This window comes from Streptomyces aureocirculatus (assembly GCF_000720475.1).
Lineage (GTDB): Bacteria > Actinomycetota > Actinomycetes > Streptomycetales > Streptomycetaceae > Streptomyces > Streptomyces aureocirculatus.
The window spans coordinates 32,163-53,578 of sequence record NZ_JOAP01000002.1 but is presented as its reverse complement, the minus strand read 5'-3'; the positions used below and the strand labels follow the sequence as shown (position 1 = coordinate 53,578).

The following is a 21,416-nucleotide window of genomic DNA, read 5'->3' as shown; positions in this document are numbered from 1 at the left end:
GAGGAGCTACACCCATGAGGTTCGGCGCGAGGCTCGCGCTCGCCGTCATCACCCTCGCCGCCTTCGCCACCGCCTGCGGTGTTCCGCAGGGCAGCGGTTCGCAGTCACCCGCAGCCGTGGACTGCGTGCCGTACGCCAGGTACGGCAAGCATCCCGGCACCAAGGTCACCGTCTACGCGGAGAACCGGGACCGGGAGGCCGACCTGTTCGAAGAGACCTGGGCCGACTTCGCGGACTGCACGGGAATCGACGTCCAGTACGAGGGCGGCGGGGAGTTCGAGGCCCAGATCCAGCTCCGGGTCGACGGCGGGAGCGCGCCCGATGTGGCGTTCTTCCCCCAGCCCGGGCTCCTGGAACGCTTCGCGCGGGCGGGGAAGCTCAAGCCCGCGAGCGCCGGGGTCGTGGCCCTGGCGAAGCAGGGCTGGTCGGCGGACTGGAACAGCTACGCGACCGTGAACGGCGCCCTCTACGGCACGCCGCTGGTCGCGAACGTGAAGTCGTTCGTCTGGTACTCGCCGAAGTTCTTCCGCGACAGGGGGCTGAGCATTCCCCGTACGTGGTCCGAGCTGATGGCCGTGACGGAGAAGGTCGCGGCATCAGGCGTCAAGCCGTGGTGTGCGGGCCTCGAGTCGAGTGAGGCGACCGGCTGGCCCGTGACGGACTGGATCGAGGACGTCCTGCTGCGCCAGCAGGGCACGGACGTCTACGACCAGTGGGTCGCCCACAAGATCCCGTTCAATGACCCGCGTGTGATCAAGGCCATGGACACCGTGGGGTCCGTACTCAAGGACGACCGGTACGCCAACGGCGGTTTCGGTCCCGCCCGGTCGATGGCGTCGATCTCCTTCCAGGAAGCCGGCACTCCGATTCTCTCCGGAGACTGTGCGATGCACCGCCAGGCCTCGTTCTACGCCGGTCTGTGGCCGGAGGGCACCGAGGTCGGACCGGACAAGGACGTCTATGCCTTCCTGCTGCCGGGGGCCGACTCTGCCAGCCGACCCGTACTGGGTGGCGGGGTGTTCACCGCTGCGTTCGCCGACCGACCCGAAGTGCGGGCCTTCCAGGAGTATCTGGCCTCCGCGGACTTCGCGAACGCGCGTATGAAGAAGGGCCCGTTCGTCTCGGCGAACAGGGGCGTGGACCCGGCGGACGCCGCGACCCCGGTCGACAAGCTCTCGACCCGACTGCTCCAGGACCCGAGGACACAGTTCAGGTTCGACGGTTCGGACCTGATGCCCGCGTCGGTCGGCGCCGGGACGTTCTGGAAGGGAGCCGTCGACTGGGCCGGCGGCGCGGACACCCGACAGGTCGCCGACTCCATCGAACGGTCCTGGCCGAGCCACTGATGCCGTTCGACGTCGTCGCCCAGCAGTCCAAGCTGCTGTTCCTGCTCCAGGGCGTCGCCGCCTTCGCGGCGGTGGTCGCCCTGATCCTGCTGGCGCTGCACCGGGGGCCACAACGGCGGCGGGCCGCGGCCCTGACCCTGCTGGCCCCCGCGCTGCTGCTGCTCACGGTCGGTCTCCTCCTTCCCGGTCTGCGCACCCTGGTGCTTTCGTTCACCGACAGCGGGGGAGACGCGTGGGCCGGCCTCGACAACTACGTGTGGATGTTCACCGACCCCCGGGGAGCGGTCGCGCTGCGCAACACCCTGGCGTGGGTGGTGCTCGTGCCGTTGCTGGCGACCTCGGTCGGTCTGCTCTACGCGGCGGCCGTCGTACGGACGCGGTTCAGAGCGTTCGCGCTGTCCCTCGTCCTGATGCCGATGGTGGTCTCCTTCGTCGGCGCGGGTGTCGTCTGGAAGTTCGTCTACGCCTACCGTCCCGCGGAGGCCGGACAGATCGGGCTCCTGAACCAGCTCGTCGTCGCGTTCGGCGGCGAACCGAGGCAATGGCTCGTGGACTCTCCCTGGAACGTCCTGTGCCTCATCGTGGTGATGGTGTGGACGCAGGCGGGTTTCGCGGCCGTCCTGCTGGCCGGCGCGATCAAGGCCGTTCCCGCTGAGACGACCGAGGCGGCCCGACTCGACGGCGCGTCCACCTGGCAGATCTTCTGGTGGATCACCATGCCGTCGATCAGGCCCACACTGCTCGTCGTGGTCCTCGCCCAGGCGATCGGCACCTTCAAGGCCTTCGACATCGTCAAGACCATGACCGGAGGGCAGTTCGAGACGGGCGTCATCGCCCACGAGATGTACGACCAGGCCTTTCGCTACGGCGAGACGGGCCGAGGCGCGGCTCTCGCCGTGCTCCTCTTCGTCCTCGTCACCCCCTTCGTCGCCCACCAGGTCCGGGCGCAGCGGAGGGCTCGATGAACGGCGTCCGCGAGCGTCTGGCCTCCCGCGCCTTCTCGACGATCGCCGTGGTGATCGCGGTTCTCTGGACGACACCGACCCTCGGCCTCCTGCTCTCCTCGTTCCGCCCCGAGCACGAGGTCAAGACGACGGGCTGGTGGACCGTGTTCGGTTCGCCGCACTTCACGCTCGACAACTACGGCGAGGTGCTGTCCGGCGGCCAGAACGGGTCGGGCCGGCTCGCGGAGCACTTCGTCAACTCCGTCGTCATCACCCTTCCCTCGGTCATTTTCCCGCTCGTGCTGGCGTTCTTCGCGGCGTACGCCCTGGCGTGGATCGACTTCCGGGGGCGTGACGCGCTCGTCGTCGGCATCTTCGCGCTCCAGATCGTGCCGCTCCAGATGGCGCTCGTCCCACTTCTGAAGCTCTTCTCCCAAGGCTGGCTGTTCCTGCCCGCGTGGAACCTCAGCGGTCCCGCGCGGTTCGGCCACGTCTGGTTCGCCCACACGGTCTTCGCGCTGCCGTTCGCGGTGTTCCTCCTGCACAACTTCCTGGCCGGACTGCCCCGGGACCTGATCGAGGCCGCCCGCGTCGACGGGGCGTCGCACGGGACGCTGCTGCTCCGGATCGTGCTGCCCCTGGCCCGCCCGGCCCTGGTCACCTTCGCCATCATCCAGTTCATCTGGGTGTGGAACGACCTTCTGGTGGCACTGACGCTGTCGGGCGGAACGGCCGAGACCGCGCCGATGACGGTCAGACTGGCGAGCCTGGCCGGGACGTACGGCAACGAGTGGCAGCGGCTCACCGCGGGAGCCTTCGTGGCGGCGTTCGTCCCGCTGCTCGTCTTCTTCTCCCTCCGGCGGCACTTCGCACGGGGGCTGCTCGCCGGATCGGTCAAGGGATGATCCCCGACCGGTCTGAGGGACACGGCGTCGCGGCGCCGGGTAGCGCGGGGCTGAGCCGACCCGGGCTGCGAGGCCGCGAAGCCGAGCTGGAGCGGCTGCGCGCGCTGGTCGAGGCGGTGCGCGACGGCGAGGGCGGAGCGATCGCGCTGCTCCTGGGCGAGCCCGGGATCGGAAAGACCGTACTGCTGCGGGAGACCGTCTCGATCGCACGGGCCCACGGATTCGTCGTCAGCCATGGACACGCCGAGGAACTGCACGAGCTGGCACCGCTCGCCTCACTTGCCTCGGGCCTCCTGCACGGTGACCCACCACTGCTGTCGAGCACGGACTTCGCGGACCTCGCGGGCCACCACGACCAGCGCATCTGGCTCGTCGAACAACTGGCCCAGCTCATCGAGGAACGCTCGACGGGCACGCCCGTACTGATCGCGGTCGACGACGTCCAGTGGGCCGATCCGCTGAGCCGATTCGCCCTGAGTGTCATGCCGGCACGGCTGCTCAGTTCCCCGGTCCTCTGGCTGCTCACGGGCAGGAACGACCCGGAACTGTACGGACAGGGACCGGGGACGACGACCCTCCCCCTGCGGCCGCTGTCCGGCACGGCCCTGGCCGAGCTGGCACGGGACGTCCTCGGCGGGGACGTACCGGAGCACGTCGCGGAGCTCCTCGAGGGAGCGAGCGGCAACCCCTTCCTCGCCTCCGAGATGCTCACGGGCATCGCGGCGTCGGGCGCGGACGGGCCAGGACTGCCGCAGCGGCTGGTACTCGGCGTACGGGAGCGGCTGGCCGCCCTGCGGCCGGACACCCTCCGCTTCCTGCGGATCGGCTCGGTCCTCGGCCGCGCGTTCACGCTCGCCGACGCCGCGGCCTTGTGCGGCAGGCCCGCCAGCGACCTCGGCGCCGAGCTGGAAGAGGCGATCTCCGCCGCGCTCCTCCACGACGAGGGCGAACGCCTCCTGTTCCGCCACGACCTGCTCCGCCAGGCGGTGTACGCCGACCTCGCCCCCTCCGTACGCCGGGCGCTGCACCGGGAGGCCGCGAGCCGGCTCGTCGCGGCGGGCCGGAGCTCCGTCGACGCGGTCCCGCATCTGCTGATGAGCGCCGAACCCGGCGACCAGGAGGCGATCAGGCTGCTCGGCACGGCCGTCACGGACGTGATCGCCGTGATGCCCGACCTCGCAGCCGACCTGGCCGTACGCGCCCTGGAACTCGTACCGCCCCACGCGCCCATGGTGTTCGACGTGGGAGAACGGGCCATCGTCGCGCTGACCCGCGCGGGCCGGTACACCCAGGCGCGGGAGACCGGCGACGCGCTGCTGGCCCGGCAGCCGCCACTGGAGGTCTTCGCACGGCTGCAGTCCGTGATCGGCGACACGCTGTGGCACCTCGACGACGTCCACGAGCTGACCCGCCGCTCGACGGCAGCGCTGGCAGCCGTCACCGACCCGGCGGTCCGCGCCCGGCTGACCGCGCGGCTGGCCCTGGCCCGCTCCCGCGGACGCGACCTCCGGGCCGCTCGCGAGACCGCCGAACGGGCGCTCGCCGAGGCGGAGCGGTCCGGTGACCGGGAGGCCCGCGTCCTCGCCCTCTGGAGCCTCGGCGAGATCGCCCTCAACGCGGGCGACTGCGCCGCCGCCGTCGAACACCACACGGCGCTCAGCGTCTTCGACACGGCCTTCCTCCCCGAGGAGGCCGTGGCACGGATCCACATGGACGACTTCGACGCCCTACGGCCGATGCTCCGCACGGCGGGCGACGACCCCCTGCGCCCCGCCATGCTGATCTGGGCCCAGGGAACCCTGAACATGGGGCTCGGGCGGCTCGACGACGCGGACGCCGACTTCGTCACCGCCGAACGCCTCGAAGCGGACCTCCATGTGCCAGGCAACCTGGTCAACATCCGGGTCAACCGCGGCCTCCTGGCGCTGTTGCGCGGCGACCGCGAAGCCGCGCGGGACCACCTGGACGTCGTGCGGGCGACCGTGGCCGACCGGCCGAACACGGGCAACCACGCCACGCACCAGTACTTCGAGGCCGTCGTCGCCGACGCCGACGGCGACCACGCGGCAGCGGCCGAACTGGTCCGGTCCGCCCAGCGGGACCACTCCTTCTTCCGCTGGCGGCTGCTGCGCCCCCATGTCGTCCAGGCCGTGCGGATCGCCCTGCGCGCCGGGGACCGGACCCTGGCCGAGGACCTCGTGGCCCAGGCGGCGCAGCACGCCACCCGTAACTCCTCCGTGCCGACCGCGCAGGGGACGGCCGCCCACGCGGCCGCCCTGGTGAACGCCGACCACGGACTCCTGGAGCGATCGGTCCGCATCCTCCTCACCGGCCCCAGGCCACTGCCCCTCGCCGATGCCTCCGCCGACCTCGGGCGAGCGCTGCTGCGCGTGGGCAACGCCGCCGCAGTGCCTGCCCTGACCAGAGCGTACGAAATCTATGCACCGGCGGGGGCGGACTACGAGGCCGACCGGGTCCGGGTCGATCTGGAACGGGCCACGACCCGCTCCGGACGGCGCGACGGAGGTTCCCGGCCACGCCCCCACTGGGGCTGGGACGCGCTGACGGCCTCGGAGCGCAAGGTGGCCGAGCTTGTCGCCGCAGGTCACACCAACCGGTCGGCCGCGGCCGCCCTCCTGGTCTCCCCACATACGGTCAACACCCATCTGGCGTCGATCTTCCGCAAGCTCTCGGTGCACTCCAGGGTCCACCTGGCAAGGATCGTGCTGGCCGAGGGCGACGCCGCGACCGCCACCGGCCACTGAACGACTCCTGCGCTCCCGTGCAAGGCGCGGTGCGCGGCACGGCAACAGGCGGCACCGGACCGGCCCTAGCGTGACGGCATACCGCGCCGCTTCGACGCGCGGACCACCGACCCGAATCGAGGAAGCCCCCCATGCCGTACATCACCGTGGGCCAGGAGAACACCAACCCCATCGAACTGTACTTCGAGGACCAGGGCGCCGGGCAGCCGGTCGTCCTCATCCACGGCTTCCCACTCGACGGCCACTCCTGGGAGCGCCAGAGCGCCGCGCTGCTCGACGCCGGTTACCGCGTGATCACGTACGACCGCCGCGGATTCGGGCGGTCCTCGCAGCCGACGACCGGCTACGACTACGACACCTTCGCGGCCGACCTGAACATCGTGATGGAGACCCTCGACCTGAACGACGCCGTCCTGGTCGGCTTCTCCATGGGCACCGGTGAGGTCGCCCGCTACGTGTCCACATACGGCTCCCGCCGGGTCGCCAAGGCCGCCTTCCTGGCCTCGCTCGAGCCCTGCCTGCTCAAGAGCGAGGACAACCCGGACGGCGTCGCCCCGAAGGAGTTCTTCGACGGCGTCGTCGCCGCCGTCAAGGCCGACCGCTACGCCTACTACACGGCCTTCTTCAACGACTTCTACAACCTCGACGAGAACCTGGGCACCCGCATCAGCGAGGAGGCCGTCCGCAACAGTTGGAACACCGCGGCCGTCGGCGGCTCCTTCGCCGCGTCCGCCGCGCCCGCGACCTGGTACACCGACTTCCGCGCCGACATCCCCGCCATCGACGTGCCGGCCCTGATCCTGCACGGCACCGCCGACCGTATCCTGCCCGCCCAGGGCACCGCGCGCCCCTTCCACAAGGCGCTTCCGGCAGCCCAGTACGTCGAGATCGAGGGCGCCCCGCACGGTCTGCTGTGGACCCACGCCGAGGAGGTCAACACCGCCCTCCTCGCCTTCCTGGCGAAGTGACGCCGCACCGTCGAGCCGCAGGGTGACGCCGGGCCCCCCGGCGTCACCCCGGCCCCCCGGTTTCCGGCGCGGGAACCGGACGAGATCAAGAGAGCAGACACCCCATGCAGTTCGGCATCTTCACCGTCGGGGACGTGACCCCCGACCCCACCGACGGCCGCACCCCCACCGAACGCGAGCGCATCAAGGCGATGGTCGCCATCGCGCTCAAGGCGGAGGAAGTCGGCCTTGACGTCTTCGCGACCGGGGAGCACCACAACCCGCCGTTCGTACCGTCGTCGCCGACCACCATGCTCGGCTACATAGCCGCCCGCACCGAGAAGCTGATCCTTTCCACCGCCACCACGCTGATCACCACCAACGACCCGGTGAAGATCGCCGAGGACTACGCGATGCTCCAGCACCTGGCCGACGGCCGGGTCGACCTCATGCTGGGGCGCGGCAACACCGGTCCGGTGTACCCGTGGTTCGGCCAGGACATCCGCCAGGGCATCAACCTCGCCAAGGAGAACTACTCGCTGCTGCGCCGGCTGTGGCGCGAGGACGTCGTGGACTGGGAGGGAACGTTCCGTACGCCGCTCCAGGCCTTCACCTCGACACCGCGGCCCCTGGACGGCGTCCCGCCCTTCGTCTGGCACGGGTCCATCAGGTCGCCCGAGATCGCGGAGCAGGCCGCCTTCTACGGTGACGGCTTCTTCCACAACAACATCTTCTGGCCGGCCGACCACACCAGGCGCATGGTGCGGCTCTACCGGCGCCGGTTCGCGCACCACGGTCACGGCCGGCCGGAGGACGCCGTCGTCGGCCTCGGCGGGCAGGTCTTCATGCGGAAGAACTCCCAGGACGCCGTACGGGAGTTCCGGCCCTACTTCGACAACGCGCCCGTCTACGGTCACGGCCCGTCGCTCGAGGACTTCACCGAGCAGACCCCGCTGACGGTGGGCTCGCCCCAGCAGGTCATCGACCGGACCCTGACGTTCCGGGAGACCGTCGGCGACTACCAGCGCCAGTTGTTCCTGATGGACCACGCGGGCCTGCCCCTGAAGACCGTGCTGGAACAGCTCGACATCCTCGGCGAAGAGGTCGTGCCCGTGCTGCGGCGGGAATTCGCGAAGGGGCGTCCGGCCGGTGTGCCCGAGGCCCCCACGCACGCGTCGCTGCGAGCCGTCCGGGAGGTGTCCGCCGCGTGAAGCTGATCGTCGTCTCCGCGGGGCTGAGCACCCCCTCCTCCACCCGCCTGCTCGCGGAACGCCTCGCCGAGGCGGCCCGCGACGAACTCGCCGGCCGGGGCCACACGGCGTCGACCGAGGTCGTGGAGCTGCGCGAACTGGCCGGCGACATCGCCAACCATCTCGTGACCGGCTTTCCGCCGTCGCGACTGGGCGCCGCGATCGACACGGTGACGGCGGCCGACGGCCTGATCGTCGTGACTCCCGTGTTCGCGGCTTCCTACAGCGGTCTCTTCAAGTCCTTCTTCGACGTGATCGACCCGGACGCCCTCACCGGGAAGCCGGTCCTGATTGCGGCGACGGGTGGCACCGCCCGCCATTCCCTGGTCCTGGAACACGCTCTGCGCCCGCTCTTCGCCCATCTCCGTGCCGTCGTCGTCCCCACCGCCGTGTACGCGGCCTCCGAGGACTGGGGTTCGGGTGGGGACGAGTACACCGACGGCCTGCCCGGCCGCGTCCGCCGGGCGGGCGCCCAGCTCGCCACGCTCATGGCGGCGCGCCCGGTCGGTGAAGAGCCCGAGGACGACGCCACCGCCCTCGAACGGCAAGTCGCCGACCTGCGCTTCGACTGAGAGGGGGCCCAGGCCCGGGCGACGGCGAGGTGGTTCATACTGATCCGCCGTACCGCACGCGGACCGAGCAGGTCCCGTGTGGCCCAGGCCGACGGAGTGAGCGTGAACCGAGTGACGAGGCGGACCGTACCCGAGGAGTCGGACGGTGTACGGACGCCCCTCCGCGGCAGAGGGGCCGAACTGGCCTTCATCGAGGCGCGCCTCGACGCGCTCGACCGGGGCGAAGGCGGGATCATCCGTGTCGAAGGTCCCGCCGGCATCGGCAGGTCCAGGATCCTGGAGGAGGCCGCGGCTGCCGCGAGGCGGCGCGGGACGAGGGTGTTCGAGGGGGCGGCGGACCCGGACGAACAGTTCGTGCCGCTCGGCCCGCTGCTCGAGGGCGTGTCTCCCAGCGCGGAACCGCTGTCGGGCGCCGTCCGTCTCCGGGACCTCGCCACGACCCCCGGCCAGCGGTTCTGGCTGCTCCAGGAACTGGGGGACCGCTTGCGGGAGACGGCGCGAAACGGCCCCCTGCTCGTCGTCCTCGACGACCTCCAGTGGTGCGACGACCTGACCCTGCTCACCTTCCACACCCTCGCAGCCGGACTCTCGGCGCACGCCATCCTGTGGCTGGTCGCCGTGCGCGGCGGCAGCGTGCCGCGGGGAGTGCGCACGACCCTGGACAGGATCCGGCGGGCAGGCGCACACGAGCTGGCGCTGGGAGCGCTGGGGGACCGGGCGACCGCACGGATCAGCGAGGACGTCCTTGGCGCCCCTCCCGGCCCGGACGTCCTCGGCGTCGCCCGTCGCGCCGAGGGGGTGCCGCAACTGCTGGTCGAGCTGCTCGGCCCGCTGCGGGAGGACGGGGTGGTGACGGTGGCGAACGGCATGGCCAGGCTGCCGGCCGGGCCCCCGGCCCCACGGGTGCTGCCCTCTGTCGTGCGCCGCCTCGACCAGTTGTCGGACGAGGCCCGGGAGCTGGTGCGGACGGCGGCTGCCGTGGGCGACCCTGTCACCGTCGCGCAGCTAGCCGAACTGCTCGGCAGGTCCTCGGCGGCGCTCATCACGGCGGTGCAGGAATCCCTCGACGCCGATCTGCTCGCCGAAAGGGGCGACCGTCTCGCCTTCCGCCACGACCTGATCCGAGAGGCGGTGGCAGTCGGCCTCCCCCTGCCCCTGCGTCAAGCCCTGCGTCGTCGGACCGCCGAGCCGCCGTCGCGGAGCGCGGCCTCGCCCGCCGGGCGCCCCGGTCCTTCGGCCGGGAGAGCGGGGCCAGGTGACGCGACGGAGGCGGACCGGCTGCGTACCGGCGCGGCGGAACTCGCGGGCACCGCTCCCGGACCTGCCGCGGAACGCAGCGTCAAGGCCCTGGAACTCACCGCGGCGGCCGCTCCTGAGCGGCCGCGGGTCATCGCTGAGACGATCCCGCTGCTCTGGCAGACGGGCCAGGCCGCCCGGGCGCGTGAGCTTGGGGTCTCCGCCCTGGCGACCGGCGGCCTGGGACCCGAGGACGAGGCGCGCATACGTCTCGCCCTGGCACGCCTCGCCGCACCGTACGACTTCTCCGAGGCGGTCCGGCAGGCCCGCGCCGGGGCGGCACTGCCCGGCGTCCCCGTGTCCCTGAGGGGACGGTTGCTCGCGCTGCTCTCCCTCGGCCTGTCGATGGCGGGCGAGCACCGGGCGGCACAGCAGGTCGCCACGGAGGCACGGGAGACCGCAGCGGCGGCGGGGGACCGTGCCGCAGAGGCCACGCTGACGACGGTCCGCTCGGCCGCGAGCTTCCACCGCATGGACTGGACCGATGCGTTCCGACAGGCCGGGCGGTCCCTGACGCTCGCCGCCGCCCCCGGCGTCAGCTCCTCGCTGTGGTTCCCGGAGGCCCTGTGGCACGGATTCCTGGCGAACGCCGCCGGGCGCTCCGCGGAAGCGCTCGCCGCCGCGGAGGACGGCATCCGGACCACCAGGGACCAGGGCCGGACGGCCGCCACCCGCATGTGGCTCATGATCCGCTCCCGGATGCTGCTCGACGCCGGCCAACTGACGGACGCCCGGGCCGACGCCGCGGCCGCGACGAGCGGCGACCCCGGCCCGGGCAACCTCGCCGACCTCACGCTCCGGTACGCGATGATGCGCGTCGCCCTCCACACCGACGACCAGCAGTCCGCACGAGCGTACGCGGCGGAGGCGAGGCGCATGCGGGGCGACAGCGCACCCGTCGTCCGCCACACCGGCTCCTGGATGCTGGCGCTGATGGCCGACTTCGAAGGCCGCCCCGACCGTGCCATGGCCGAACTCGACGAGGCGATGGCCTCGCCCGTCGTGGACCGGCCCGATTTCGCCGGCTCGCTCGACCCCGCCGACACCCCGGCCCTCGTCCGCCTGGCGCTGCGCGCCGGCGCGCACGAACGGGCCGCACAGGCAGTCGCCGTGGCCGAGCGTCGAGCCGTGCTCAACCCCGACCTCACGTTCCTCCTCGCCTCCGCCGCGCACGCCCGGGGGCTCCTCGACAACGACCTCGCCCCTCTCGTACGCGCCGTCCAACTGTACGAGGACTGCCCTCGGGTGCTGGCCCGGGCGTCGGCACTGGAGGACGCCGGACGCAAGCTCGCGGCCACCCGCAAGTCCGCAGCGGTGCCGTACTTCGACACGGCCCTCGCGCTCTATGCGCGAGCGGGCGCCGAGCGGGACGCCGCACGCGTCCGCCGGCGCCTGCGGGCCGCCGGTGTGCGCCGTCGGCCGTCACCGGCCGGACTCGACGGTCAATGGCCCGAGCTGACGGCCGCGGAGATACGAGTGGTACGGCTCGTGGCCCGGGGGCTGACCAACCGACAGGCGGCCGAGCACCTCTCCCTCTCGCCGCACACGGTGAATTCGCACCTTCGCCGGGCCTTCACCAAGCTGAACATCTCCTCGCGCGGGGAGCTGACCCAACTGGTGGAGCATCGTGACAGCGGAGAGTAGTCGCTTCGTATCCCTTGTGCGTGTCGCGACAATGGACGATTCGTGCGATGTGCTGACGCCGTTGCCTCCTCAAAATGATCAAGACCCGCGGGATGGAGAAGCCCGCGGGGACCAGTTGGTCGAGAGAGGAACAGCGCATGACCGTAAGGCTCCAGCGGGCCCGCCCTGGCAGCCCCGAGCTCCAGGCGCTCGTCGACGAGCTCGCGGAGCGGCTCGGCCGGTCCGTCGCCGTCGACGACCCACTGGTCCGCATGGTCTGCACGAGCCGCCATTTCGGCGACGAGGACCCGGTACGCATCGGCACCCTGCTGCAGGGCCGCGCCGACAACGCGACCATCCGTCACGTCCTCGCCCAGGGCGTGACCCAGTGGTCCACAGCCGGGTTCATCGACGGTCGTGACGGTCTCGGACTGCTGCCCCGTTACGTCGTGCCGCTGCGCGAGCGCGGGCATCTCCTCGGGCTGCTCATGGTGGTCGTGCCCGAGAAGGCGCTCGGAGAGCAGGAGAAGCGTGCCATCGCCCGGGCCGCGGACGCCATGGCCGCCCAGATGTACGGAGAGCACATCGCCGCCGACACCCGCAAGGCCGACGAGTGGGACCTCGTCCTCGCGCTCGTCGGCAGCGACGTCGCCGCCCGTACCACCGCACGCCGGCGAGGCCGGGAACTCGGATTGCTCGGAGCGGCGGAGCACGTCCTGGTCACCGTCGTCCAGCTCAGCCGCACGACGGAGATCGTGCGGCAGTCCGAGGCCGCCCTGTGGGGGGCGTTGGAGGGGTTCCGGCAGACGCGCTCCGCCCAGGGCCTCATCGCGATCGGCAAGGAGCGGGCGACGCTGCTCCAGGTCCGCGACCGCCCACCCGGCCAGGGCGAGGTCACCGCTCAGTCCGCTCGCATCCTCGACGAACTCCGCACCTTCCTGGGCCCCTCGGCTGACCCGGTGATCGGTGTCGGTGGCAGGCACCCGGCCCTGGACGACGCATGGACGTCGTACGAGCAGGCGCTCGTGGCGGCGCGCGCGGCACGCCGACTGCCCACCCTGAAGAACACCGGTGACTGGGAGCTGCTCGGGGAACTCGCCGTGCTGCTCCAGCTCCCCGAGCACGCCCTGGACGCGTCCCTGGTCCCGAAGCCGCTCCGTACCCTGAGCGAGGCTCATGGCGGCGACCGCCTGCGGGACACCCTGCGCTGCTTCCTCGAACACGCGGGGTCGATTCCCAGGACCGCGGACACGCTGGGCATCCACCGCACCTCGCTCTACTACCGCCTGCGTCAGATCCAGGACATCACCGGACTCGACCTCGACGTCGGCGCCCACCGGCTCACTCTGCACCTCGGCCTCCGGATCGAGGAACTCCTCCGCCCGGGCGACAACGGGGCCGTCTGACCACGGACCCGCTTCGACAAAGCGAGAAGGATCCACGGCCCGATTCCTACAGCTCGCGGTGGTGCGGGCGGCGGGCCCCATTCGATGATGTTCGGGACGGGCGGGCCGGACGTACCGCCCCTGACCAGGGGAGAGGTCATGAAGGAACTGATCACGACGGACGGCGCGCGGCTCGCGTACCAGGACACCGGCGGCGAGGGCGTCCCGCTGGTGATGCTGCACGGCTGGGGGCAGACGCAGGCGGTCTTCCGCCACCAGGTCGAGGGCCTCGCGCCCCGCCGCCGCGTCGTCACCGTCGATCTCCGCGGCCACGGGAAGTCCGGCAAACCGCGTCACGGCTACCGCATCGCCCGGCTCTCCCGTGACGTGCTCGAACTCGTCGACCATCTCGGTCTCGCCCGTTTCGACGCGCTGGGCTGGTCCATGGGTGTCTCGGTGTGGTGGAGCTTCATCGACCAGTACGGGACCGGACGGATCCGGCGCTTCGTCGCAGTCGACCAGCCCGCCGCGGTAGCCGCCGTGCCCTGGATGACCGAGCGGGAACAACGGGACTGCGGCGCCATCTTCGATGTGTCGGGGCTGCTGTACCTGGGCGCGGCCCTCGCGGGGCCGGAGGGGGACACGGTCCGCGCCGACTTCGTGCGCGGCATGTTCTCCGGCGAACCCGACCCCGAGGTGCTGGCCTTCGTCGCCGAGGAGATCAGGTCGACACCCGCCTACGTCGGGGTGCCGCTGCTGTTCGACCACTGCGCGCAGGACTGGCGGGACGTGCTTCCCCGGATCGACGTGCCGACCCTGGTGATCGGCTGTGAGGGAAGCCATGTGCACCCCGATTCGCAGCGCTTCGTAGCCGGGCGGATTCCCGGCGCACGCCTGCACGTCTTCACCTCCGACGTGGCGAGCTCGCACTTCCCCTTCCTGGAGAACCCGCAGGCCTTCAACGCCGTGGTGGAGAAGTTCCTGGCCGAGGAGCCGGCGAGCCGGGCGTGAACCCGCCCGCCGCCCGAACGAACCGTACGGCTTGGAGTTCCCATGACCCCCTCACTGATGTCACGTGCGCCCGAACGGGTGCGCTGGCAAACGCCCGATCCGGCCTCGCCCTCCTCCCACCCGGGATGGCTGGTCCAGATGCTCTCCGAGATGCCGGACACGAGCGACCGGAACGACGTCTACCTCGGCGTCCATGTCCGTGGGTCCGTCACCGTCCACCACGAGCGTGCCAAGACCCTGTTGGAGCCGAACGACCTGGTCTTCTGCGACCCCGCCCGGCAGCACCTGCTGCGGTTCGGCGAAGACTGCCGGATGATCTTCTTCCGGGTGCCCCGCTGCTATCTGGGCGTCACGGAGTCGGAACTGAACCAGGTACTCGGCGTACCCGTACACGGCGGGGAGGGGGTCGGGGCGCTGGTGTCCGACTTCCTGACCGGGCTCGCCGCCGAGGCGGAGTTCCGCCGGTCCACGATCGGGGACCGGCGAGCCCGGACAGCCGTCCATCTCCTCTCCGTCCTGGTGATGGAGCTCCTCGCGCCGGGCACGACGGACGAGGCCGACGACGCGTCCGAGACCGTCAACGAGATGCTGTCCCGTATTCGCGCCCATATCGAAGAACACCTGATGGACCCGGACCTCTCACCGGAGTCGATCGCACGCGCCCACCACATCTCCGTCCGGTACCTGCAAAAGCTCTTCCAGAACGACGGCAGCACGGTGACCCAATGGGTGCGGCAGCGCAGGCTCGAGTTCTGCCGGCTCGAACTGGGGCGCTCCCACCGGAGAAGCACCATGGCCGCGGTGGCGCACCGCTGGGGCTTCAGCAGCCCCTCGCACTTCAGCCGAACGTTCCGCGGAGCCTACGGGATGAGTCCCAGCGAATGGCAGGCGCTGGCGACCTCGGCCTTCGCACCGACGACTGCCGGCGCCCAGGGCGAGCGCAGGCGCTGAGACGCGTGTGCGCCGTCATGACAGCGCGGATGCGCGCACGTACAAGCGGGGCCACTTCCACTGTCCTACCGTGAGTAACAGCGGCACGGGCCTTGCCTCTCGCCTCTCGCCTCGTGCCTCTCACCTCCTGCCTCTGCCTCGTGCCGAATTCCGGGCCGCGCCTCGACCGTCATGAGGACGCCCCCCACGTGGCCCGACACCGAGAAGAGAACTCGCATGACCAACCCCACCGTCGTCCTCGTGCACGGTGCCTTCACCGACGCGACAGGCTGGATAGGCGTCATCTCGGAACTGCGGAGCAGCGGTATCCCGGTGATCGCTCCGTCGAACCCGCTGCGGGGGCTGAGGGCGGACGCCGCCTACCTCACCTCCGTCCTCGCGCAGGTCGAAGGCCCGGCCGTACTCGTCGGCCACTCCTACGGCGGTGCGCTGATCACCGTGGCCGGTGCCGCGGAAAATGTCGTCGCGCTCGTCTACGTGGCCGCCTATGTGCCGCACGAGGGCGAGAGCCTCGGCCGGCTCCAAGGGGGCTTTCCCGAGTCCCCGCTGACGGGCAACCTGAAGGAGTGGACGTACCCGCTCCTCGACGGTGACTCGGCGGTCGAGGTCACCATCGATGAGACGGCCTTTCCCTCCGTCTTCGCGGCCGACGTGCCCGAGGGCGTCGCCGGTGTCCTGGCAGCGGCCCAACGCCCGCTCGCCACGGCTGCCTTCACCGAGACCGCGTCCGCGGCGGCGTGGCGTACGAAACCGTCCTGGGCTCTGGTGGCCGGGGCGGACCGCACGATCAGCCCCGAGGTCCAGCGCTTCGGCGCCGCACGGGCCGGAGCCGTCGTCGTCGAACTCCCGGACGCCTCCCACGCCGTCGTCCTGTCCGAACCCGCCCGGGTCGCCGACCTGATCAGGGACGCGGTGCGGGAGACGAGCTGACCGACCGTCGACGGTACGCGAAGTCCGGTACCGGAGCACGAGAGATCCGGCGGAGCGCGAGAGGGACTCGGGAGGCCCGGACAGGGGACGGCAGGGGGCGGCAGGGGACGCTACTCGGTGCGCAGCGCCGTGGCCGTACGCGCCCTGGCCGCCCAGCCGGCCGGGATCAGCGCGCCCAGCACCGCGATCACGACCCCGCCCAGCCCCAACAGGAGCAGATGGACAGGCTCGTACACGTCGAGGACCGGCGACGGCAGACCGGTGCCTATGGCGCGCCCCATCATCGGCATGACAAGGCTGTGCAGCGCGTACCCCACCGGCACGCCGATGAGCCCGCCGAGCGCGCCGATCGCGGTCACCGAGGAGAGCACGAGGCTCATGGTCTGCCGTGGCGACATGCCGATCGCCTTGCAGACACCCAGGTCGTGGATGCGTTCCCGGGTGTCGAGGACCACGGAGTTGAGGACGCCGAGGCCGGCCACACAGATCAGCATCAGGGTGAGCAGCACCGCCATCGCGGACATGATGAGGATGACGCCCTCCTGCCCCGAGGGGGCGTTGGTCGTGGCCTCGCCGCCCAGCGACTGTATGACCGCGGTGACCTTCTGGGCGTACGCGTCGGCGGAGACGCCGGACCTCACCTCGACGAGGAAGGCACCTGGCTCGGCCGACGCGAAGTTGGCCATGTCCGCGTGGACCTCCAGCTCGCTGCCCGAGGTGTCGAAGGACTCGCCCACGATCCGCAGGTTCGCGGTCTCCTTCTCGTAGGTCATCCGCACCGTGTCACCGATCTTGGTGCTGGTCCTTTCCAGGAAGCGCGTGGGCACCACGACCTGCCCCGTACCGGTGATCCAATGTCCGGAAATCATCTCGTGGCTGCCGGAGCGCGAATCGCCCTCGTAGAGGCTGGCCCGAACCGAGCCGGAGGTCCCGGTCACAGCGACCTCGGCCTGGGTCTTGCCGTAGTACGATCCGGTGCCCGCCTGCGAGGCGATGACAGACCGCACCTTCGCCGGGTCGGCGACCTTGAGTTCGGACGGGCCTGCCACGCTGCCGCCCACGGGGGACGGGCCTGCCACGCTGCCCCCCGCGGGAGGAGGCGGAGGGGGAGCGACGTTGTTCAGCTTGGAGGTCGTGACCGTGACCGCCGCACGGCTCTCGGGGTCCTGGGAGGTACCGATTGCGGTGAGGGACGAGGTCAGCCCCACTGCGAAGGTTGCCGCGACCGTACCGAACGCCACCGCGAGCAGCATGGCGAGGGCACGGACCGGATGGGTGAAGGGGGTGGCGAGGCCGTAGGTCACCGGTCGCGGCCACGGCAGCAGTCCCATCGTCCGGTGTGCCCACTGGCCGCGTCCTGTGCGCGGCGACCGGCCGACCGCGATGGCCTCGACCGTACGCAGTCTGCCGGCCCGCAGTGCGGGAATCAGCGCCGCGAGCCCCACGATCACCAGGGCGGCGGCCGGCACCGTGACGTCCACCCACCAGGCCACCGAAAGTGAGACGGTGCCGTACACCGCCTCGGTGTCCGAGAGCAGCGGCACCGCCAGGAGGTTTCCCAGGACGACCCCCAGGGCGATGCCTGCCCCGGCCGGAATCAGCGCCTGGGCCACGTAGGCGCGTACGACCTCGCGCGGGGTGAAGCCGATGGCCTTGAGAATGCCGATTCTGCGCAGGCCGGTGCCCACGGCACCACTGATCACACTACTGACGATGATCACCGACATCACGATGCCGAGCATGCCCAGAGCCACCACGAACGGGACGGTCGCGGCCGCACCCTGATCGGCGACGCGTTTGGTGTCCAGCCAGGACTGGGTGCCCAGCAGCGCCCCGGGCCCCACGGCGGCGGCGAGCCTCTTCCGGTCAGCGAGGATCCGCTCCTTGGTGCTCGCGGAGTCGAAGCGGTAGAGCATCTGACTCGTGACCGGGCCGCCCCCCGACGCCAGCGCGTCGACCTGCGCGGGAACCACCCAGGCGGCACCGGTCTTGCTGGCCGACACGGCGAAGCCGACGATCGAAAGAGTGGGGGCGTTCGCGGTGTCCGAAGCCGTCAGGGTGGCGCCGATCCCGATGGCGGGCCCCTCGAACGACGCGGCGAGCACGATCTCGCCCGGCTTCTGCGCCCACCGCCCGGACTTCAGATCCACGCGGTCCACGTCGCCGTCCGGACCGGACCGCCCGACCAGGGTCAGCGTCGGCATCCGGAAGCCCGCCGGGTCGACCGGCCGTAACGCCGTGGACGGGTACGGCCCCGAGCTCGCGGTGACGCCGGCCAGCTTTCCGGTCTCCGCCAGTTGTGCCGCACTGGCCTTGGCCGGATCGAACTGGGCGGTGAGGTGCGCGCCTTGCTGCTTCTCGAAGGCGTGGTCGAAGGGTGCGGTCGCGGCGACCATCAGCGACCCCGCGACCACGGCCGACGCCACGGCCATCATCGTGGCCAGGGCGATCACCACGGTCTGCACCCGCCGCCGGCCCACCCCGGAGCGTACGACCCGGCCCGTCGCGCCGGTACCGAACAGGCTCATCCGAAGGCCTGCGTACAGGAGTCGAGGGCGACGCGACCGTCGACCAGGTGCAGAGTGCGGCTCGCGCATGCCTCCGCCAGCGTCAGGTCGTGCGTCACCAACACGATGGTCTGTCCGGCACGGTGCAGATCCGTCAGGAGATCGCGGACGTCGTGGCCCGAGGCGGTGTCGAGCGCACCGGTGGGCTCGTCGGCGAGCAGCAGCGCGGGCCAGTTGACCAAGGCCCGGGCAACCGCGACCCGTTGGCGTTCACCTCCGGACAGTCGGCCCGGGTAGGCGCGGGCATGCTTCTGGATGCCCAGCATCTCCATGAGCTCACCCGCGCGGGCCGCGGCCCTGCGCCGACTGATCCCGGTCAGTTGGGCCGGGAGCTGAATGTTGTCGATGACGGTCAGGTCGTCGAGAAGATTGAAGAACTGGAAGACCATGCCGATGTACTCGCGCCGGAACTCGGCGAGGGCGCGCTCGCTCAACTGGTCGATCCTCCGCCCGGCCACGCTCACGGCGCCGTCACTCGGCTTGTCCAGGCCGGCGACGAGGTTCAGCAGTGTGGACTTGCCGCTGCCTGAAGGGCCCGTCACGGCAAGGGCCTCACCGCTGGCGACGCTGAGCGTGAGCGGTCCGAGCGCCGGCGCGTCAGCGCTGTCGTAACGCTTCGCCACACCCTTCAGTTCGATCACTTGATGCATACGAGTTGTCCGTCCTTACGGTCGCGAGAGGCACCTGCCGTCTGCCGGTCCTGCGAACCTAGAGGCGCAGCACAGAGGACGCGTCGGCCGCGGAACCAACATCAGGTCCCTCCCGCGGAGGACTTGGCCGTGGAGTCATCCCTGAGGAGTAGGCCTCCGAGACAATGCCCCGGCCGGACAGACGGACGCGGGCCGAGCGGAGGGCGCAGCACAATGCACGGATGGAAACGGAAGACCGACGTAGCCGGCGTCAGCAACTCATCGACGCGCTGCGGCCGGAGGGGAAGGCCGCTCCGCTGTCCCGGCGAGCGGTGCGCGCCGATGTGCTGCTGGCGTTCGCACTGACCGTCATCGCCCTGTTCGTGGCGGTGCGCTACCCCGGCGACGGGCCGGTGGACATCAACCCCCCTGCGGTGGACGTCGGTACCGGGGTCCCGGCCCCGCCCCCGCCACCCGGCCCCGGTCAGGCGCCCGTGGAGGAAGAATCCTCCTCCGTGCCCTGGGCCCTGGTCGTCCTGTCGACGCTGCCGCTGGCGGCCCGGCGCCGGTATCCGCTGACCCTGTTCGTGGTGGTGCTCGGCGCGGCACTGGCCATCGGCGGCTCCGCCTCCTGGATCACCGTCCTGGCCTGTGTCATCGGCGCCTACAGCGCCGTCGTGTACAGCCGTTACCGGATAGCGGCGGTCGCCGTCCTGGTGATCGCCGCCGCCCTGTCCGGTTTCGCCTTCCGCCACGCGGAACCCGTACTCCCCGGATGGTCGAGCCCGGGATTCGTGCTCCTGGTGGCGGGGATGCTGGCCAGCCTCGTCCGCTTCCTGCACCTGCGCCTTGCGTCCAGCCGGGACCGGGTGACACAACTGCAGTCCGCTCAGGAGGAGGCCACGCGCCGCGCCGCCGAGGAGGAGCGCGCCCGCATCGCCGCCGAACTGCACGACGTCGTGACCCACAATGTGAGCGTGATGGTGATCCAGGCAGGCGCGGCCCGCACAGTGATGGACAGGGCACCCGAACAGTCGAAGGAGGCACTGCTGGCCGTCGAGGCGGGCGGTCGGGCCGCCATGGCCGAACTCCGCCACGCGATGGGACTGCTGGCCGCCCCGGACTACGAGAAGCCCGACGGCCTGGAACCTCAGCCGGGGCTCGCGCAGCTCGACGCGCTCGTCGCACGCGTACGCGCCGTCGGTACGCCCGTGAGCGTGGGGGTGTCGCTGCCACCGGATCCGCTGCCACCGGGGGTGGATCTCACGGCTTACCGCGTCGTACAGGAGGCGCTGACCAACACGATCAAACACGCGCGCGGCGCGCGGGCGTCCGTCACCATCGGATACACCGAAGACTGGCTGGAGATCGAGATCACGGACACCGGAGGCGCCAAGGATTGCCCGCCGGTGCAGAGCAACGGCCGTGGCCACTTGGGGTTGCGCGAGCGGCTGGCCGTCTACGAGGGCCAGTTGACGGCCGGACCGACGCCGACCGGCGGCTACCGGGTGACGGCCCGCATTCCCCGGAGCGCGGTATGAACAGGGGCCAGCCACCGCTGCGCGCCGTCATCGCCGACGACCAGGCCCTCGTGCGCACCGGTTTCAAGATGATCCTGGCCGCGGACGGCATCGAAGTGACGGCCGAGGCCGCCGACGGGGCCGAGGCTGTCGCCGCGGTCCGCCGTACGCGGCCCGACGTCGTCCTCATGGACATCCGGATGCCGGAGATGGACGGCATCGAGGCCACCAGGCGCATCGTCACAGACACAGGCCCGGACGGAACGCGGGTCATCGTCCTCACCACATACGACCTCGACCACTACGTCTACGCCGCGCTCACGGCCGGCGCCAGCGGCTTCCTGCTCAAGGACGTCACCCCCGAACACCTGGTCTCCGCCTTGCGTCTGGTGCGGACCGGCGACGCTCTCCTCGCGCCCGCGATCACGCGTCGGCTGATCGAGCGCTTCGCCCCCCACGAGGAACCGCAGACCGTCGCCCCGCACCGCGACCTGTCCGGCCTGACCCCGCGGGAGCTGGAGGTGCTCCGCCTGCTCGCGACGGGCCTCAGCAACGCCGAACTCGCCTCCCGGCTGTTCCTCAGCCCGACCACGGTCAAGAGCCACGTCGGCCGCATCCTGTCGAAGCTGGACCTGCGCGACCGTGTCCAGGCCGTCGTCTTCGCCTACGAGACGGGGCTGATCGCCCCGGGCGGGGCGCTGAATGATTGGTGACGGTCTCCCGTCAGCAGTCGGCAACCCACTGGTGGGAGCGGACCTTGTACGTCCCTTGTGAG

Annotated in this window: 16 protein-coding genes; 14 read left to right on the top strand and 2 right to left on the bottom strand. The window is 71.2% G+C overall.

Going from position 1 to position 21,416, the window contains the following annotated elements:
* Positions 1-14: 14 nt before the first annotated feature.
* The 12 genes from IG78_RS0102210 to IG78_RS0102155 all read left to right on the top strand — a co-directional run bounded on the left by IG78_RS0102210 (position 15) and on the right by IG78_RS0102155 (position 15,925).
* Complete coding sequence (locus tag IG78_RS0102210) at positions 15-1,346, top strand: ABC transporter substrate-binding protein (protein WP_030559302.1); 1,332 nt, start codon at positions 15-17, stop codon at positions 1,344-1,346.
* Entirely contained in the window at positions 1,346-2,311 is a 966-nt protein-coding gene (locus IG78_RS0102205) for a carbohydrate ABC transporter permease (RefSeq protein ID WP_030559301.1), read from the top strand. Before IG78_RS0102210 ends, IG78_RS0102205 begins: the two co-directional genes overlap by 1 nt.
* Positions 2,308-3,195, top strand: coding sequence for a carbohydrate ABC transporter permease (locus tag IG78_RS0102200; protein ID WP_030559300.1), 888 nt, complete (start codon positions 2,308-2,310; stop codon positions 3,193-3,195). The genes IG78_RS0102205 and IG78_RS0102200 overlap by 4 nt, the downstream gene beginning before the upstream one ends.
* Positions 3,192-5,960 (top strand): helix-turn-helix transcriptional regulator, encoded by a 2,769-nt coding sequence (locus IG78_RS0102195; RefSeq protein ID WP_030559299.1) that lies wholly within the window; start codon positions 3,192-3,194, stop codon positions 5,958-5,960. Before IG78_RS0102200 ends, IG78_RS0102195 begins: the two co-directional genes overlap by 4 nt.
* Positions 5,961-6,091: 131 nt before the next feature.
* Positions 6,092-6,928, top strand: a complete 837-nt coding sequence (locus IG78_RS0102190) for an alpha/beta fold hydrolase (protein WP_030559297.1) — start codon at positions 6,092-6,094, stop codon at positions 6,926-6,928.
* A gap of 104 nt (positions 6,929-7,032) precedes the next feature.
* Complete coding sequence (locus IG78_RS0102185) at positions 7,033-8,118, top strand: LLM class flavin-dependent oxidoreductase (protein WP_030559296.1); 1,086 nt, start codon at positions 7,033-7,035, stop codon at positions 8,116-8,118.
* Entirely contained in the window at positions 8,115-8,729 is a 615-nt protein-coding gene (locus tag IG78_RS0102180; RefSeq protein WP_030559295.1) for an FMN reductase, read from the top strand. The genes IG78_RS0102185 and IG78_RS0102180 overlap by 4 nt, the downstream gene beginning before the upstream one ends.
* Positions 8,730-8,831: 102 nt before the next feature.
* On the top strand, positions 8,832-11,669 hold the full coding sequence (locus IG78_RS0102175; protein WP_037685530.1) for an ATP-binding protein: 2,838 nt from the start codon (positions 8,832-8,834) through the stop codon (positions 11,667-11,669).
* A 137-nt stretch (positions 11,670-11,806) separates the two neighbouring features.
* Positions 11,807-13,054, top strand: coding sequence for a PucR family transcriptional regulator (locus IG78_RS0102170; protein ID WP_030559292.1), 1,248 nt, complete (start codon positions 11,807-11,809; stop codon positions 13,052-13,054).
* 138 nt (positions 13,055-13,192) lie between these two features.
* Complete coding sequence (locus IG78_RS0102165; RefSeq protein ID WP_030559290.1) at positions 13,193-14,044, top strand: alpha/beta fold hydrolase; 852 nt, start codon at positions 13,193-13,195, stop codon at positions 14,042-14,044.
* A gap of 42 nt (positions 14,045-14,086) precedes the next feature.
* Positions 14,087-14,995, top strand: coding sequence for a helix-turn-helix domain-containing protein (locus IG78_RS41600; RefSeq protein ID WP_051852303.1), 909 nt, complete (start codon positions 14,087-14,089; stop codon positions 14,993-14,995).
* 216 nt (positions 14,996-15,211) lie between these two features.
* Positions 15,212-15,925, top strand: coding sequence for an alpha/beta fold hydrolase (locus IG78_RS0102155; RefSeq protein ID WP_030559287.1), 714 nt, complete (start codon positions 15,212-15,214; stop codon positions 15,923-15,925).
* Positions 15,926-16,035: 110 nt separating this feature from the next.
* On the opposite strand, the gene IG78_RS0102150 is transcribed toward IG78_RS0102155, so the two are convergent.
* Positions 16,036-18,453, bottom strand: coding sequence for an ABC transporter permease (locus IG78_RS0102150; RefSeq protein WP_030559286.1), 2,418 nt, complete (start codon positions 18,451-18,453; stop codon positions 16,036-16,038).
* A complete protein-coding gene (locus tag IG78_RS0102145) occupies positions 18,450-19,142 on the bottom strand; it encodes an ABC transporter ATP-binding protein (protein WP_030559284.1) in 693 nt (230 codons plus the stop codon). The genes IG78_RS0102150 and IG78_RS0102145 overlap by 4 nt, the downstream gene beginning before the upstream one ends.
* A gap of 221 nt (positions 19,143-19,363) precedes the next feature.
* On the opposite strand from IG78_RS0102145, the gene IG78_RS0102140 reads away from it, so the two are divergent.
* Positions 19,364-20,662, top strand: a complete 1,299-nt coding sequence (locus IG78_RS0102140; protein WP_030559283.1) for a sensor histidine kinase — start codon at positions 19,364-19,366, stop codon at positions 20,660-20,662.
* Complete coding sequence (locus tag IG78_RS0102135) at positions 20,659-21,354, top strand: response regulator (RefSeq protein ID WP_030559281.1); 696 nt, start codon at positions 20,659-20,661, stop codon at positions 21,352-21,354. Before IG78_RS0102140 ends, IG78_RS0102135 begins: the two co-directional genes overlap by 4 nt.
* Positions 21,355-21,416 lie beyond the last annotated feature (62 nt).

Bases quoted from the DNA above. Each gene is read 5' to 3' on its own strand.
- IG78_RS0102150 (WP_030559286.1), bottom strand. From the start codon at position 18,453: ATGAGCCTGTTCGGTACCGGCGCGACGGGCCGGGTCGTACGCTCCGGG.
- IG78_RS0102135 (WP_030559281.1), top strand. From the start codon at position 20,659: ATGAACAGGGGCCAGCCACCGCTGCGCGCCGTCATCGCCGACGACCAG.
- IG78_RS41600 (WP_051852303.1), top strand. From the start codon at position 14,087: ATGACCCCCTCACTGATGTCACGTGCGCCCGAACGGGTGCGCTGGCAA.
- IG78_RS0102200 (WP_030559300.1), top strand. From the start codon at position 2,308: ATGAACGGCGTCCGCGAGCGTCTGGCCTCCCGCGCCTTCTCGACGATC.
- IG78_RS0102155 (WP_030559287.1), top strand. From the start codon at position 15,212: ATGACCAACCCCACCGTCGTCCTCGTGCACGGTGCCTTCACCGACGCG.
- IG78_RS0102195 (WP_030559299.1), top strand. From the start codon at position 3,192: ATGATCCCCGACCGGTCTGAGGGACACGGCGTCGCGGCGCCGGGTAGC.
- IG78_RS0102140 (WP_030559283.1), top strand. From the start codon at position 19,364: ATGGAAACGGAAGACCGACGTAGCCGGCGTCAGCAACTCATCGACGCG.
- IG78_RS0102205 (WP_030559301.1), top strand. From the start codon at position 1,346: ATGCCGTTCGACGTCGTCGCCCAGCAGTCCAAGCTGCTGTTCCTGCTC.
- IG78_RS0102185 (WP_030559296.1), top strand. From the start codon at position 7,033: ATGCAGTTCGGCATCTTCACCGTCGGGGACGTGACCCCCGACCCCACC.
- IG78_RS0102165 (WP_030559290.1), top strand. From the start codon at position 13,193: ATGAAGGAACTGATCACGACGGACGGCGCGCGGCTCGCGTACCAGGAC.
- IG78_RS0102190 (WP_030559297.1), top strand. From the start codon at position 6,092: ATGCCGTACATCACCGTGGGCCAGGAGAACACCAACCCCATCGAACTG.
- IG78_RS0102170 (WP_030559292.1), top strand. From the start codon at position 11,807: ATGACCGTAAGGCTCCAGCGGGCCCGCCCTGGCAGCCCCGAGCTCCAG.
- IG78_RS0102145 (WP_030559284.1), bottom strand. From the start codon at position 19,142: ATGCATCAAGTGATCGAACTGAAGGGTGTGGCGAAGCGTTACGACAGC.
- IG78_RS0102210 (WP_030559302.1), top strand. From the start codon at position 15: ATGAGGTTCGGCGCGAGGCTCGCGCTCGCCGTCATCACCCTCGCCGCC.